At 36.7% G+C, this 16,120-nt stretch carries 15 protein-coding genes; 3 read left to right on the top strand and 12 right to left on the bottom strand.

Annotation, left to right across the window (positions count from 1 at the left end; all coding sequences use genetic code 11):
• Positions 1–106: 106 nt before the first annotated feature.
• Positions 107–1,609: an FAD-binding protein gene (locus H3U49_RS06015; protein ID WP_198180471.1), complete on the bottom strand. Its 1,503-nt coding sequence runs from the start codon at positions 1,607–1,609 to the stop codon at positions 107–109.
• A gap of 168 nt (positions 1,610–1,777) precedes the next feature.
• Here H3U49_RS06015 and H3U49_RS06010 point away from each other — a divergent pair, with 168 nt between their 5' ends.
• Entirely contained in the window at positions 1,778–2,689 is a 912-nt protein-coding gene (locus H3U49_RS06010) for a LysR family transcriptional regulator (RefSeq protein WP_198180469.1), read from the top strand.
• Positions 2,690–2,747: 58 nt separating this feature from the next.
• Here the strand turns inward: H3U49_RS06010 and H3U49_RS06005 are convergent, their stop codons facing one another.
• The 11 genes from H3U49_RS06005 to H3U49_RS05955 all read right to left on the bottom strand — a co-directional run bounded on the left by H3U49_RS06005 (position 2,748) and on the right by H3U49_RS05955 (position 13,337).
• Complete coding sequence (locus tag H3U49_RS06005) at positions 2,748–4,058, bottom strand: extracellular solute-binding protein (RefSeq protein WP_198180467.1); 1,311 nt, start codon at positions 4,056–4,058, stop codon at positions 2,748–2,750.
• 49 nt (positions 4,059–4,107) lie between these two features.
• Positions 4,108–5,403: an MBL fold metallo-hydrolase gene (locus tag H3U49_RS06000; RefSeq protein WP_198180459.1), complete on the bottom strand. Its 1,296-nt coding sequence runs from the start codon at positions 5,401–5,403 to the stop codon at positions 4,108–4,110.
• On the bottom strand, positions 5,387–6,211 hold the full coding sequence (locus tag H3U49_RS05995) for a carbohydrate ABC transporter permease (protein ID WP_198180458.1): 825 nt from the start codon (positions 6,209–6,211) through the stop codon (positions 5,387–5,389). The genes H3U49_RS06000 and H3U49_RS05995 overlap by 17 nt, the downstream gene beginning before the upstream one ends.
• The gene (locus tag H3U49_RS05990; protein ID WP_198180457.1) at positions 6,212–7,078 is read right to left on the bottom strand and encodes a carbohydrate ABC transporter permease; all 867 of its coding nucleotides are present in this window, start codon (positions 7,076–7,078) and stop codon (positions 6,212–6,214) included.
• The gene (locus tag H3U49_RS05985; RefSeq protein WP_198180456.1) at positions 7,078–8,163 is read right to left on the bottom strand and encodes an ABC transporter ATP-binding protein; all 1,086 of its coding nucleotides are present in this window, start codon (positions 8,161–8,163) and stop codon (positions 7,078–7,080) included. The genes H3U49_RS05990 and H3U49_RS05985 overlap by 1 nt, the downstream gene beginning before the upstream one ends.
• 328 nt (positions 8,164–8,491) lie before the next feature.
• On the bottom strand, positions 8,492–9,364 hold the full coding sequence (locus tag H3U49_RS05980; RefSeq protein WP_198180455.1) for a DNA/RNA non-specific endonuclease: 873 nt from the start codon (positions 9,362–9,364) through the stop codon (positions 8,492–8,494).
• A 103-nt stretch (positions 9,365–9,467) separates the two neighbouring features.
• Positions 9,468–10,421 (bottom strand): exonuclease domain-containing protein, encoded by a 954-nt coding sequence (locus H3U49_RS05975; protein WP_198180454.1) that lies wholly within the window; start codon positions 10,419–10,421, stop codon positions 9,468–9,470.
• 10 nt (positions 10,422–10,431) lie between these two features.
• Positions 10,432–11,253: a Sir2 family NAD-dependent protein deacetylase gene (locus H3U49_RS05970; RefSeq protein ID WP_198180453.1), complete on the bottom strand. Its 822-nt coding sequence runs from the start codon at positions 11,251–11,253 to the stop codon at positions 10,432–10,434.
• A gap of 13 nt (positions 11,254–11,266) precedes the next feature.
• Positions 11,267–11,902: a DUF421 domain-containing protein gene (locus H3U49_RS05965; RefSeq protein ID WP_198180452.1), complete on the bottom strand. Its 636-nt coding sequence runs from the start codon at positions 11,900–11,902 to the stop codon at positions 11,267–11,269.
• A 13-nt stretch (positions 11,903–11,915) separates the two neighbouring features.
• Entirely contained in the window at positions 11,916–12,365 is a 450-nt protein-coding gene (locus H3U49_RS05960; protein WP_198180451.1) for a DUF3290 domain-containing protein, read from the bottom strand.
• A 225-nt stretch (positions 12,366–12,590) separates the two neighbouring features.
• A complete protein-coding gene (locus H3U49_RS05955) occupies positions 12,591–13,337 on the bottom strand; it encodes a PAS domain-containing protein (protein WP_198180449.1) in 747 nt (248 codons plus the stop codon).
• A 164-nt stretch (positions 13,338–13,501) separates the two neighbouring features.
• On the opposite strand from H3U49_RS05955, the gene H3U49_RS05950 reads away from it, so the two are divergent.
• Together H3U49_RS05950 and H3U49_RS05945 are read left to right on the top strand one after the other, a co-directional pair.
• Positions 13,502–14,416, top strand: a complete 915-nt coding sequence (locus H3U49_RS05950) for a proline-specific peptidase family protein (RefSeq protein ID WP_198180447.1) — start codon at positions 13,502–13,504, stop codon at positions 14,414–14,416.
• 428 nt (positions 14,417–14,844) lie between these two features.
• On the top strand, positions 14,845–16,092 hold the full coding sequence (locus H3U49_RS05945) for a glycosyltransferase family 2 protein (RefSeq protein WP_198180446.1): 1,248 nt from the start codon (positions 14,845–14,847) through the stop codon (positions 16,090–16,092).
• The last annotated feature ends 28 nt before the right edge of the window (positions 16,093–16,120 follow it).

Raw genomic sequence — 16,120 nt, 5'->3', positions numbered from 1 at the left:
TTATAGTTCGCTTTATTCCGAACATTTTTCATAAAGTCTTTATTTTGTTCCATTTTAAATATAAAAACAGTCTGCCTTAAAAAGGCAGACTTAGTAGTAAAATTTGTTATTTAGAAATATACTTTCCAGCTAAACGACCAAATGTCAATGCATGACTAGCCGTCAATCCTGGTACATGATCGGGATATATTCCCCAGAAAAATCCGCCAGAGCAATTTCCGGCAGCATACAATCCCGGTATAACGTCACCTTGCTTATTAATAACCTGCATCTTACTATTAATCTTCAATCCGTCCAGCGTAGCAAGTAAACGACCACCTATAATAGCACCATAATAAGGTGCATGATCAACAGAAATAAGACGATCTTTTTCTTTACCAAAGTCAGTATCCTTACCTTTAGCTACTAGATCATTGTATCTTGCAACTGTTTTTTCCAAATTCGCTTTCGGCAGACTCAGTTTTTCAGCCAATTCAGCAACAGAGTCCGCTTTCTGAACTAATCCTTCTTTTAAGCGATCCTGAACTTCTTCACGAGCTTCTGCCCCATTGTAAATACCAGGAAAACCCAAGCGAGAGCAACCTAAAGTATGGTACTTTTTCAAGTTGCTATCGGTCATTGATTCTTCTGTCCAAATCATCGCACTCAGATAACCCGGTTGTTTAGAAGAAGCAGTCATTTGAAATTGGTAAGGAGCACTTTCATTGAAAAACCGTTCGCCATTGAGATTAACTTTAAGCATTGGGTATGATCCAAGCCATAAGTATCCTGGATCATCTGGAGGAGTTAAATCAACTTCGTAAAAGTCTTCAGCGTTAGTCCCTACTGGAACCACTCCCCTATTGAAAACAATTGAAGCAGGTTCTTCATCTTTGGCTGCGCCAATTTCCAAAGCAGCTACTAAGCCAGAACCATCATCCCTTTGACTGTCAGTATAAACATTAGTTTTCAAACCTACCGGATTCCATTTTTGCATTAAGGCTTTATTGGAGCCATAACCACCTGTACATAAAATTACACCTTTAGTTGCTTTTACAAGGGTCGTTTTACTTGTAGCCATATCTTTAACAATAACACCGGTTACTCGTCCGGATTTTTCAACAAGTTTTTCTAATTTTGTTTTCCATGAAAATTCGGCACCATATTCTTCAGCCTTTTTTATGACCCATTTGCCATAGCCCATTTGCCAATATTTGCCATCTGGAGCTGTTACTTCATTCCCAGTTGGAAATGCTCGATTACGCTCCGTTTCATAATGAGCATCAGGAGTTGCTTTAATATATGCTCCGTTAGGGCGCAATATTTCATCATCTAACCAATCAACCATCTCTGAACTGTTGTCAGCCCATGTATTCAATAAATTTTGATCCACATTCCCCTGATTAAAAGTAGAAATAAAATTAACTAGTTCATTGCGATCAACTTCTACGCCTGACTTTTTTTGTGCCTTACTATGGATAGCAGCAATTGTTTCTCTATAGAGATATCCTGCACTTCCCATTTTGTCAATTACTAAAACATCAGCACCATTTTCAGCAGCAGCTGCCGCCGCCATTCCACCTGCATTACTTGCTCCAACTACAATAACCTCATATTCTAGTTTTTTCATTCAAAATCTTCCTCTCTAATTTATTTCTAAAAAGCCGCATAACACTTATTGCAACAGTCATTAATCACCTCAATTTTTCCTTTCCAACTTTATTTGATATTACAGTATTGATAGAAGTATGATTAACTAAAAGCCGAATACCACTATGACAAATAGGAATTGTATATTATGAATTCTACGCAAATAAAATGTTTTTTATCTTTAGCAAAGACGCTTAATTTTACTAAGACTGCTAATAATATGTATTTATCTCAATCAACTGTTTCTAAGAATATCAATAATTTAGAAAAAGAAATACAAATTAAATTATTCGAAAGAAACTATCATAAAATATCATTAACAGGAAAAGGAAAAATTTTTTACAACCAAATGACTTTATCTGTTAATGAAATTACTGATACTATTCAAAATTTACGGAAAAACAAAAACATTCCCAGAATAAAAATAAAAATGGGATATACAGATTTGCCTTTTGAAAGAAAGTGGCTCCCCTTAGCTCTTAGACTAACTAATACCATGACCAAAATAGAATTAGTACCTGTTTTCATAGATCCTGGACAAGAACAAAACTTTAATAAACTAATTAGTGATGGGACAATTGACCTTATGATTATGCAGAAAGACATAATCAAAGAAAAAAGGGATACACGTTATTTAGAAATATTGAAAAAAGGTTTTTCCGTTGTCATACCTCAAGATGATAATTTATTTACCAAAAATAACATTGATTTTTCTGATTTAATTGGTAGAAATATTTATTTATGGAATGGAAATGACAATTTCCCTGGAATTGAAAGCCTCAAATTTACTATAGAAAGCAAAAATTTTGATATTGATTATAAAGAAGAAATCGACTCATCGGTAATAATTGCTTATGTGCGAGCAAAAATGGGGCTAGGAATTGTACCCAGCATTTTATACGACAAGAATGATGTTGACTTGCGTTACGTGCCATTAAAATCTAAGCAAAAATTATCATATGGCATCCTTTATCCCGCAAATTCTGATAAAAAAAGAGAAATTCAATTAGTAAACAAATATATTGTGCAAGCCATTAATTTCTCAAAAACGCAATGGTAAAACCAAAAAGAGCTTGCCTACTAAGACAAGCTCTATGATAAAAATTGCTATTTAGTTTTTATTGTTTCCACGCAGCATCAAATTTTGTTTTACCTGATTTAATTGCATCATTAACATTTTGCTTCTTTTGTGCGGCGGCTAAAATGTTTTGCATAATTGGATTTAAACTGCCATAGGCAGCACCGGCATCCTTGATAATTGGCACACTGTAAAGGTTTGCCATTGCATCTTCAAGTTTAGCTGGCAATTTAAGCTTCTTGGTATCCTTGTACTCAGCTGAATCAGCAGCCGCTTGATTAACTGGAACATAACCAGTGGCATTAGCCCACTCAAGTTGACTAGCTTTTGAAGTTAAGAACTTGATATAGGTAAATGCTGCAGATTTTTGGTCAGCTGAAGCATGCTTGAACATGTAAATGTCAGTACCTTGTGACATGGTGTATTTACCTGGACGAGGTGCAACATCATAAGTGAACTTGTTGCCCACACCTTGTTTAACAAAGCCTTCACCAGCAGAAGTACCGATGTACATTGCTACCTTTTGGTTAGCAAATGGACCAGACAGATAATGTTCTGAACCAGCTACTCTGAAGTAACCATCTTTGATTCCATCTGCATAAAAATTAATAACTTTCTTTGAAGTGTCGTCGGCAAAGTCAATTTTACTTGAGAAGTCAACGCCTTCGTTCTTCATGCCTAATGTGTAGTAGTTTGATAATGAGTCAAAACCGGCACCTACAACTTTATGATTGCTCTTATTGTAGATGATTTGTGAATCTTTCTTCAGCTCATCCATTGTTGCAGGAGCTTTTTTAATACCATATTTCTTTAACAAGTCTGCGTTATAAGTCAAAACTTCGATTGATTTGTTAAAAGGAATACCGTATTGCTTACCATTAATCTTAGCACCATCAAGAAGGGCAGACTTAATATTAGAAGCTTCACTGCTGCCCCAACCAACATCTTTACTATTTATGTATGGCTTTAAATCCACCAGCATGTTTTTATTGGCAGCATTAAAAAGCCAGTCAGGATATGCCTGAGTAATGGTTGGCAGGTTGTTAGGCGATTGCAAAGTAGAATTGATTTTTGCTTGTAAGTCATTATAAGCACCTTGGTTCTCCAACTTAACCTTGATCTTAGGATTCTTACTTTCAAATTCTTGTGTCAACTTCTTTAAAGTAGATTGTTGCACACCCGTCATACCATGCCAAAAGACAATATTGGTTGTCTTTTTGACTTTAGCAATTTTTTCTGAACTTGAAGATGAGGAAGAATTAGAATTACTTCCGCCATTTGAACAAGCTGCAGTACCAACAAGAGTTAAGCCAACAGCAAAAGCAGCGGCTAACTTTTTACTAAACTTCATTTGGTTAAACCTCCCAAATATAAAAACTAAACAACATTTTTATGATTAATCAAAACGCAATAGTTTGGTTACGTTTTGGTAAAATCCTGTTACCATATGGGTTTTCCACCAGCTCCGGATGCAATGTGTGCACGGGAATCAGTGTTGGTGGTTGAACCCAAGCAATAATTTGTTTTAGTTCTTGCTCGTCAGCGTGACCAGAACAACGCAACGCCTGAACTGCAATATTTTGCTCAGCTAGCTTTTGCATAAAAGGCTGGTATGCTGGGTCAAAATCTCCTAATGGCTCTGCATTAGAGTGAATATACAAACCACCTTTTTGCAAGTGGTCGAAATCAGCAACTGCTTGCCAGAGGAATTCGTGATCATCATTTAGCAGGTCATCGTAATGAACAGCTAGTTCCGGCTTTAGATCAGCGAATTTTTGGTCCCCTGGCAAGTAATAATAAGGAAAGTCCTTATCTAAACTTTCCTTGAGCAGATGAGCTCTTGCGGCATGCAAAACAACTTTACGCGGTGAATCAGAAATAATGCGCAGTAACCGTTCTACATTGGTCGGATAAGTATTGAAAGTAATTTGCCGTTTGGGATTGTCATTTTGCAACTGTACAAATTTGGCAGTTAATTCAGCCTCATTTTTAGGACCAGTAAATTCTTCGCTATTTTCCTCATGCTTTTCTTCTGGCCAAGAAAATCCGGTTGCTTCAGTAATTAAAACATCACAGTCTTTGGCTGCTGCTAAAAATTTTTTAACCCAGTCAGGATGATAACCATGCAGACGAATATCACCAGTATAGGCAATTGCCAAATCAGGTGTTTTAACTATCAGACCAGTAGCACCATAAGCATCGTGGTCACTTGGCCACACCGTCATCGTTATATCGCCCACTTTTATTGGCTTTTGATACTCAGCTACAATAATTGGGCGTGTATAGTTCGCTTCATGACCTGCAGCCGGCAGCAGGAAGTCTCCTTTTTCATTTAAAGCAGGCAGCATCTTAGCTGTTATTGGCCCTGCATACAAAGGTATTTCTGGGGCCAAGAAATTCATGGCTTTGCTGTGATCAAGGTGAAGATGAGACATGTAAGCTGCCGCACATTCCCAACGTTCATGATCAATTGCTTGACCAGTTAGCTCAGGATCATAAAAGTTCGGTACATTACCAATCAGCTCATTTTGCACTAAAGTCTGATATTTTTCGTCAGGTAGATTAAGCTCAGGTCGGTAGACTTCACCCAAATCAAACAAAATGTGCGATTTGTGGTATGCCACCTCAATCATTGGTCCACCAATAGTATTTAAACCATTGTAAAACGTAATGGTGGTTCTATCCTTTAAGGTCATTACGAACCACCCCCTTGATAATCTGTTTTCTAAAGATTAAGTACAAGATTAAAATTGGTAAGACAGTCAGGGTAGCAGCAGCCAGTTGCAATTGCGTTTCGCTACCAGCATCAGATGCAAAGGCCGACAAGCCGTTATTAAGCAGCCTCATAGTGTCTTCATTTGTAACCAGCAATGGCCAGAGAAATGAATTCCAGCCAGAGATGAAACTTAAAAGACCAACTGTAAACAAGCCGCCTTTTGACATCGGTACTAAAATTTTCCAAATATAGTCCCAATCGCTGGCACCATCAATCATAGCCGCTTTATAAATCGTATCTGAGATTGAACCAAAATAACTTTGTAAATAATACATATAGAAAATTGAAGTCAAGAATGGCAAAACCAATCCTACATAAGTGTTAAGTAAACCCATATGAGCAATTGTGTTGTAGTTAGTAAAAATAATTGCTTCACCAGGTACCATTAATAATGACAAAAGCACCATTTGAATTAAGCCCTTGCCCTTAAAGCGCAAGTTAACCATGGCAAAAGCGCCGAGTAATGAGTTAAACAGACTGACAATCGTGGTGACGCTAGCTGTTAAAACCGTGTTGAAGAAGTAGCGCCCAAAAGGCGCACGAGCGAATACTTTGGCATAGTTAGACCACTCAAAATGGTGGGGAATTAGTGTCGGCGGAATCGAAGTGGTTTCCTGGAAACTCATTAAGCCGCCTAAAATCATATAAATGAATGGAAAAACAGTGATAACGGCAAAGATAAATAAGATAATGTAACTGAATAAGACTCCTAAACGAATTCGTTTCATTTAATTTTCTCCTATCTTCTTCATCATTTTCCGTTGCAAGAACGTCGCAAATAAAATAATCAGGAACAAAATTACGGTTGCCGCCATGGCAACACCGGGAGTACCGACAATTTGGAACTTATTGTAAATGTAGAACACCGCAGTTGTTCCTGAATTGCCTACTCCGGCTTGCCCGTTGAAAAGTGCATAAACCGAGGTATAAATTTTAAAAGCCCCGATCACATTCATTGTTAGTAAAAAGGCAATAGTTGGTACCAATTGCGGAATCGTAATTCGCCAAAATTTATCGCGACCACTTGCTCCAAACATGTCAGCAATGGTATAAAAATTAGGATCAATATTACGCAGCGCGCCCATTAATATGACAATATTAAATGCTAAAGATGACCATATTCCGAAGATAATAATCGTAGTTAATGACATTGCCGGATCGTCAATCCAGTCAGGAGCCGGTAAATGCAGACACCTGAGCACGAAGTTTAACATGCCGTAATCACCGTTAAAGATATAACGAAAGACAATCCCGATGGCAATTGTCGAGGTAACATAAGGCATAAAAAAGGTGGTTTCAAAGAAGGACTTATGCTTAATCTTGTCAAAAATAATCCATGCCAGCATGATTGAAATTGCTAGACCCACAGGTACTGAAATAACAGCATATAGCACTGTATTTTTAATGGCCAGCCAAAATTCTGGGTCGTTAAAAATATACTGATAATTGCTAAAGCCATTCCAGTGCAAGTCAATTAAGGAACCACCCTGAAAACTCATGCTAAATGCACGCAAAATAGGGTAAATACTAAACAAGGTGACAAAGATGATAGTTGGCGCTAAAAAAAGCCAAGCCTTTTTTTGATTTGTCTTCATCAGTAAACACGCTCTCCTTCAGGGGTAAATAGAAATACCCGATTAAATCGCATTTTAAGTTTAACTTGATCGCCCCTTCTAATTGGAGTTTCGAGATTAATTAGGGAACGCACTTGCTCATTATCAAATGTAAATTTTAAAATACGTTCACGTCCAATTAGTTCAATATCGTCTACCGTAGTCTCAAACAGGCCATCAGGATCAGGAACAATATTTTCGGGTCGAACAGACAAGATATACTCACCGTCTGGTATTTCCCGTTTAAAACGTGACTGCTCCAGATCGGCGAGATCTATCGTAAATTGGCTTGACTTTAATTCATTTGCAGTTTTTGTTACTTTAAAATTATCAATTACCGGATTACCAACGAAGTTGGCCACAAAATAATTATTTGGTTCCAAGTAAAAGTTTTGCCCTAAATCATCTTGTTGGATAACACCATCATTAAAGAGGATGATTTTATCACCAATAGACAAGGCTTCTTCTTGATCATGAGTAACAAATAAAGTAGTTATGCCAACAGACTTAACCAATGAACGAATTTCTTCACGAATCTTCAGACGCAGTCTGGCATCCAAATTACTCAAAGGTTCATCCATCAGTAAAATTTGCGGTTCTTGCACCAAAGCACGGGCAATTGCTACCCGCTGTTGCTGACCACCAGACAAATTACCCGGCTTTTGATCAGCCAGTTCTGTAATCTGGGTCAACTCCATGTATTTAGTGGCAATTTTTTGGGCTTCTGCTTTAGGCTTTTTGTTAGCACCTACAATCAGAGGAAACATGACGTTTTGCAAAACTGTCATATGAGGATACAATGCATAATTTTGAAAAACGTAGCCGATATGTCGATCCTTAGGTGCAACTTTTACTACCGACTTACCGTTAAAGATAATATCGCCCTCCGTTGGATTAAGTAAGCCGGCCAATATATTTAAAATTGTTGTCTTGCCGCAACCAGAAGGCCCCAGCAAGCAAACTAAATCTCCTTTTTTAACCGAAAAACTAACGTTTTTAATTGCTTCATGACCATTGTCATAAACTTTCCGCAGGTTTTTCACTTCAACAAATTTATTGTTATCCATTAACTCGCACCACTATAATCTCTATTTCTTTTTTTACTCTCTTAATTTTATGCTAAAAAGTTTAAGAACACAACCTAATTTGCTTCATTAAAATTCGTAATTATCTTATCATAAGCAAGCTTTTTTACTAATTATTCGTATTTATTAAGCAAATCACTAATTATGAACTTAAAAATAGTTTTATTGTTCTTGTTTTATAATTTTGCTTTAGAGAAAAAAACGATATTAAATCTTACTATCGCTTATTTTAATCTCTGTATATATTAATTAATTTTTTATCCGAACATTTGACTATTTTTTTAATATTATTTTTGCCATTAGTCAAAAACTAGTAATTATCTTTCACAAAAATCTCATGATCAACTTTGGCCCGGCCATTATTATAGTTAAAGGAATAACCAGGTTGAACGTTAAACAAATAGACATTAAAATCAAGCTCACCATCAGTCGACACCGCTTGTAAATTAATTCCCCGGGCCATTAATTCTGTACCCCGAAAAATAGGCGTAGCTTGATAAATCACTTTTTTATTCTGTCTTAGTGCCACACGAACGCGACTCTCAAACATTGTTTGAATTCTTTGATTGGAAAAAGCGGACTGTGTGAACAGATTTTTGGGGTTATTTTGGTCGCCCGACAAATTGCGCGGATTAAAATCACCTGCAAGATCAATGCCTGCAGAAACTGAATAAGCTATCAGATGTCCTCGATTATAAATTTGCGTACCATTGCGGCGGTTATAATGCCAACCAGTCGGCTCAACGAATTGACGGACCCTTAGACTGTCATTAGCAACATTACGTTTTTGCAAAAAGGCCGTATTAGAATGAGATGTCCGATTTAAGCTATCTAAGTCGGAATAAATAACTCTGTTAACGCGCCAGGCATTTTTGATTAAAGTTGAATGGTCATTATTGACTGTTATGTAAGACGAACCACCACTTTTAAAGTTTAAATTAGCCAGTTTTTGGTAATCTTCATGTGACAGACCACCATAAACCTTGTTGGCGGGTTTAGCCTTACTAATTTTATTACTTTTCTGCCGGTCGCTGCGGGTGATCCTGTTCATTGTTTGGTGCCCGCTTGGGTCTGAGCCACCTTTGGTAGAAACAAACCACAACAAGAACAGGATAATAATAACTATTGCCCAGAAATCTCCGTTAGTTGTTTTAGTTTTTCGTCTGCTCCTCCTGCGTGCCATTCACATTGCTCCTTGTTTAATAATAATTAAGTATAGCTAATCGAACTGTTGTTTGCAACAGGAACAATAAAAAAGCAAGGTTGATAATGCCCTGCCTCTAATTTTAACTTCTGGCCCACTCATCCAGCATATTCAAAAAGTAGCTTTCGGACAAGCGCTTAATCTTGCTACCAGCATGATTATATTCCTTTGCTTTCAATGTTTCCGGATTATTTTTACTAAAAAAGCCATCATCACTCATGATTAAATAGTCTGTATCAGCTTTGACACCAGTTTGGGCTACCCCATTCATATTATTAACCATTTGAGCAGCTTCAGCGCTATTCATTTCGATCTCAGGAGCAAAAGCAATCTTTTTATTATTAACCGGATTACGAAATCCTAATTTCCAGACTTCCAGTTCTTCCTCCAGCAAATCAATGTTTTTCAGTTTGCCTTGCGCTTCTTGCAATAGTTCAGGCGTAAAATGCTGGCGAAAGTCATCATAAACTTTTTTAGTATCAAGTGAGTCTGCCAAGCCATGGTGCTGTTCTACTTGTGCAATCCCGGCACGCTGAATACAGTCCAGTAAACGATTATGCTGCTGCGGATAATAAACGCGTGCTAAGCGCAATACATCGACATAATCGTTACTTAACTTAGGTAAATGAAATTTTTGGGTCAAATCATACAAAAAATTCAGATCGAAATTGACGTTATAGCCAATGATAATATCGCTACCAATAAATGTGCGAAAAGCCGTCATTGCTTCTTTTATCGGCTTGCCTTCATTAAGAAGCATCTCTTCGGTAATACCATTTAACTTAGTGATAAAATGCGGTACATGATTTGAGCGCGGATAAACAACCAGTTGACTAAACTCATCTACTACCTGGTTGGCTCGGACTTTAACTGCACCTAGTTCGGTCACATGATCGCGATAAGGATTTAAGCCGGTGGTCTCAATATCAAGCATTGTATAGTCGGAAATAAAATCAGGCCATTCTTGACCCTTGCCCCGGATCTTATCTTGGACGCCAGAAACATGTAGTACGCCGTTTTTTACATAAATACTCATAAAAAATTAGTTACTCCGTCACTAAATAATTAATTAAACTTGCTGCATCCGCATTTGTACCGGCGCTGCGTTCCTGAATTTCCGGTAATAAATTTTCCTGCTTAAAGTCAGCCGCCACATAGGACCACTGCGGAAATTCTGCCACTAAATGTTCAATTGGCTCCCGCAGCTGCGGACTCGTTTCATCAACTCCCAGTTCCAAAAAGACAGTCTTTTTATCTTCATTACCGGTTAAAAACCAGCGAAAACGAGTGTTGGCTTCGGTTTCCGGATAAAAATGATCATTAAGAGGCATGTGTATTTCCAATGGTTGACCACATACTTCGCATTTTGGCACCAATTTTTCTATGTCTTCATCCGGCTTTTTCCCAGCAATTTTTTGGATGACACTCTGGCAATTTCGCAGTCCGTGATTAATTCCACTCGAACATTGCGCTTTAGTCCAATCGCCAAAAGCATTAAAAATGCGGTTAGTGTTAAAGCCCGCATTTTCAAAAAAGTGACCAAAAGTTGAGGTAGCAACGAAATATGGTCTATGTCCAATTAACTGCAGAAGTTGTTTTAAAGTCTGACTAGGATGATAATCAACGGAATATTTTTGAATAAGGTTTGACCATAACTGCCACTTTTCTGACCAAGAGGAAATGTGCTGATCAAGCGCAAAGCCGACTGAGTGAACACCATACTTTTGAACAAGTCCGGGAAAACTCTGCTCAAAATCTTGCTGACCCAGCAGATCAAGTCCTTCAATTTTAGCTAGGCCGTTGCCAGCAACAACAACTACAACTGCCGCATTTTGCACTAATTCTCGTGCCTTATTCAAATTTTCCATCTAATTCTCTTCTCTATTTTTGATTGTAACCTGTAAATGAAAGCTTACCATCTTCAATTTCACCTAAGAAAATGTCACTGGCATCATTATAACCAGCTTGCTTCACTTGCTCTTCTAACCACTTATCGTCCTTATTAATAGATTCAAGCACATCTTCATTGATTTGACCATCATTAATTAAAGGAAAACGGACATTTTTTTCATCCTTTTTAATAACCGTCAGCTGACCATTCTTTTCAAAGATGCAATTCTTCACTTTATCAACTGAATAAATGCCTTGACTGCGCAGTTTAAACATTAATTCATTGGCTGAAAGCCCAGCAGACAAGCAATTGCGGGATAAAACCTGACCATCTTTAATTATCTGAATTGGTTTGCCATCAATTAAGCTGCGGATAAAGTTGCTGTGTTCTCTGGCAAATTTTAGGATGAAGACCACTAAAGTCCAAACAATCAGAACCAACAGAAACTGCAAAACGGAAATATTAGCGTTGTAAATAACCCCACCAATGATGCCACCAAGAACATAATTTTGGAGTTGGTCTAAAGCAGTGGTCGGAGCAATGTTGCTCTTGCCAAAAACATTTATTTGAAAAATTAAAGTTAACACACCTAAGGCAAATTTAATAAAAAGCTGCGTATAATTCATTATTGCTTTCCTCCTAATTCTTCACATTGACTTCGTGATTAATTACATGAGCCTGCTTTAAAGAATATGAATTATTATCATCATTTAATTCTAGTTGATAGTCAATGTCCTTAGAGTCAACCCTGACAATTAAACCGTTTTGCAAAGTGGTAGAGCTGACCATCACATCTGAAACAGGTACTTTGTGATCTTTAGCGACTGATTTAATAAATGGCGCAATCTGCTCAGACTGTGATTTCACCACATTGGTTTGCACGTATTTTTCATATTGCGTTCCCATAAATAAAAGTAAAAACAAGAGCGCAATGATGCCCAAATCGCGGTAGCGGGTGTCAAATCTGTGGCGCAGGTAAAGAACAGTGAAAGCGATCATGGTCAATGCTGCAGCAGCAATCAACACATAGAGAATGGTTCTGCTAGTGTTTTGATTTTGCTGGATATATTTAAGTGTGTAAAAAGTCATAACATAATTACCTCTATCAAAATACTTTATTCTAATTTTTGTATAACTAACTTAGCGTAAAATTGCCAGTTAATTATTTTCTTATTTTTACCAAATAAACCTTAAAAATACCTAATTCCTCCTTTTAAGCTTATTCAACTATGTTTATAAGCCTACATATTATTAGTATAACAAAAAAGTAGTTAGAACCTGTCTAACTACTGCTTATTAATATTCAATTTATTTCTAGTTTTGAGAAGCACCCGTTGCTGCATCAGACTCAGTTTCTGCTTCAGCCTCTTCTTTTGCTGCTTCAGCTTTAGTTGACGCACCTGTTGCTGCATCAGGATCTGAATTGCGTCTATATGTCGCACCGGTTGTCGCATCCGGGTCAACGACCAATTTTTGTCCTGTAGTTTCACAGAAATATTTTACTAATGGATAAAGATCTTGTACCCATTCATAAATACCGGCATAATTGCCCTCATCATCTTCAACGCGTTTATAATAATGCAAAACCAGTTCCTTAAGATTTCCAGTAGGTACTGGCATATATACAGTATCATGCCCACTCTCTTTAGTGCGCAGTGCATGAACAACTTTTTTAGCTTCCGGAATTACATCACGCACATCCGGATGAACTTCGCCCATTGTGTTCCCTACTTGCGCAGGAACTCTTTTGGCCTTCATCTTCACATTAGGATCAACCGGACGATTGTACCATAAGAACTGGTTATTATCATCCACAAAAGTTAGTTCTCCAATCGTGTTGCGTAGCATCCAGTTTATTTGGTTAACTGTTAACAGCCCACTATCAAGCTTAACATAATCATCTCCTGTTGCAGCGTGAGTTTTTTCTGCTGCTTTGTCAAGCCAATCTGGGTCTTTCTTATCAAGCCCTTCTACTGTATAGCGACTTTTGCCTTTTGCATCAAAATCTTCTTTTAAATACTCGCTAGCATCCATATCTTTTAACCATTTGGGTTCAGCCATTTTATTCTCCTTAATCTTTATTTTAAATACTAAACTAATTGTAACATGTAATCGCTTAATTTTAGGCATTACTTTAAATTACTTTTCATTTTTGGGATTGGTTTTTCTTTCAATTATAATGAGCTAAAATAGAGACTAGTTGATAACGATTAAAGGAGAAAAATATGAAAACAGGTACCAAAATTATTACGCTGGATAATGGCTATCATTTATGGACAAACACTCAGGGTCAAGGCAAAATTCATTTACTGGCTCTACATGGAGGCCCCGGAGGAAACCATGAATATTGGGAAGATACTGCCGATCAATTAAAAAAGCAGGGCTTGGATGTACAAGTAACGATGTATGATCAGCTTGGTTCCCTTTATTCTGATCAACCCGATTATTCTGATCCGGAAATTGCTAAAAAGTATCTAACATATGAATACTTCCTGGATGAAGTTGACGAGGTACGTGAAAAACTGGGTTTAGACAATTTTTATTTGATTGGTCAAAGCTGGGGCGGTCTTTTAGTACAAGAATATGCCGTTAAATATGGTCAGCACCTAAAGGGCGCGATTATTTCCTCAATGGTCGATGATATTGATGATTACGTTAAAGCCGTGAATCGTCGCCGTCAAGAAGTTTTGCCGCAAACTGAAATTGACTTCATGCATGAATGCGAAAACAATAACGATTATGGCAATGACCGCTATCAAGAAGATGTTAACATTCTCAACATTAACTTTGTTGACCGCAAACAGCCGTCTAAGTTATATCACCTAAAGGATATTGGCGGGTCTGCTGTATATGAAGCTTTTCAAGGTGACAATGAGTTTGTAATCACTGGCAAACTAAAAGACTGGCACTTTAGAGATCAGCTCAAAAATATTAAAGTATCAACTTTGTTAACCTTTGGCGAAAATGAAACGATGCCAATCGCTACCGCCAAAATTATGCAAAAAGAGATTCCGAATTCCCGCTTAGTTACAACTCCTGATGGTGGTCATCATCATATGGTTGATAACCCGGCTGTTTATTACAAGCATTTAGCAGACTTTATCAGTCAAGTTGAAGCAGGGACTTTTAAAGGAGAATAACAAGTCCGAATATTTTTATGTAAGTAAAAGTACCCGAAAAACAAGCAGGCAACTGCTTGTTTTTTTGTTCACTTAAAAAAAGCTTACGTACTAATTATTTTTTGTAAGCATAGTGACTTTTTCACTATATTTTAATCCTATATAAAATAACAGTTAACAAGAATAAACCTTTTTTAAAAAATAACAATAAAATATTTTGCTTCACTTATGAATTGACAACAATAAAAAACTATATGAAAAACGAAATAATATACTTTTTACATATTTAATTTTTAAGTTTTCCGTGATTAAAGCAATGCCTATAAAGGTATATATTCTTTTTAAATTTACAAATTTAAAAAGAATATATTTTTCGTCTAGACCAATTCATGTTATTATAAACTTGATGTATATTTAGAATATGGAATAAATAACTTGGAGAAAATAAAATGAACTTATTAATAGTCATCATTTTAATTTTGGGTGGCTGTTCGTACCTTTTTGATTTAATTTGGACTCTTTATCTGACATTTAGCAATAATGTTAAGCAAGATCATTATGGTGACCGTTGTCGAGATTTCGATACTATGTTCTTGTTAATCCCAGCAATGAATGAATTTCAATCCTTACGAAAAAACATCCCTTATCTAATGGAGCTACAAAAACAATGTGAGAGTTTTATCAAACTCAAGCTGGTCTTTATCGATGATGATTCTAGTGATGGTACCACCACTTTATTACAAAAATATGCTTATCATCCTAATGTCATGATTGTACATCGCGTAAAACCTAATGCTCAACAAGGTAAGGGGCCAGCATTACAGGATACAGCCAAACGCATTGCTAAAATGAATTTTCCTGAAGAAAAAACCATAATTGGCGTCATAGATGCTGATAGCCACTTGGATGCAAATTACTTACAGCAGGTGGTATATGCCTTTAACCATTCTAATTGTGACTTGCTTCAAACAAGAGTGAATATCTATAATCTGGAACATAATATCGCAGCAATGCAAAATTTTGAATTTACTATTTATAATTCTCTTCTGCAAATGGCAAGAACTTTCTGGGGTTCATCTTTAGCTTCAGGCAATGGTCAATTCATGACCTTAAAAATGACCAATAACGTCGGTTGGTCATCATCATTATTGGAAGATTGTGAGTTTTCATTAAAAGGCTTATTGAAGGATTACCGTGGTACTTTCTTAAATACCGTTAGCATTGGACAAGAGGGCGTTACAAAATATAAGAAGCTGATCAAGCAACGTACTCGCTGGTGCCAAGGCGGTTTTCAATGTTTAGGCAAATATAGCAAAAAGATTATTGAATCTAAATCTATTCCTTCAATGGTTAAAACTTTTGTATTACTCTTCCTGCTTATTCCAGTATTTTCAATGATCACAACACCAGCTTCCGCAATTTCACTCATAGTTTTACTGCTGTATGTCAAAACGAATGCCTTAATTAGTTTTTCAATTATTGCAAGTTTGCTAATAATAGAATATTTGACAAATACATTGTTAATACTAAAGCAATGGCGCGAAGCTAAGCTTGATGAGCCTTTGAAAATTTCTTATTTGCTAAAAATATTGTTTTTGATTGATTTTTACAGATGGTCGTTAGCCATAGTTCCATATAAAGCTTTGGGACGAATTTTAGTTGGCAATCAGTCTTGGTCAAAAACTTCTCATGATTAACATGGCAAAAAAACGGAATTAGTTTATA

The sequence above is a fragment of the Lactobacillus sp. W8174 genome, from assembly GCF_016100975.1.
GTDB lineage: Bacteria > Bacillota > Bacilli > Lactobacillales > Lactobacillaceae > Lactobacillus > Lactobacillus juensis.
This window is presented reverse-complemented; position numbering and strand designations above follow the sequence as displayed.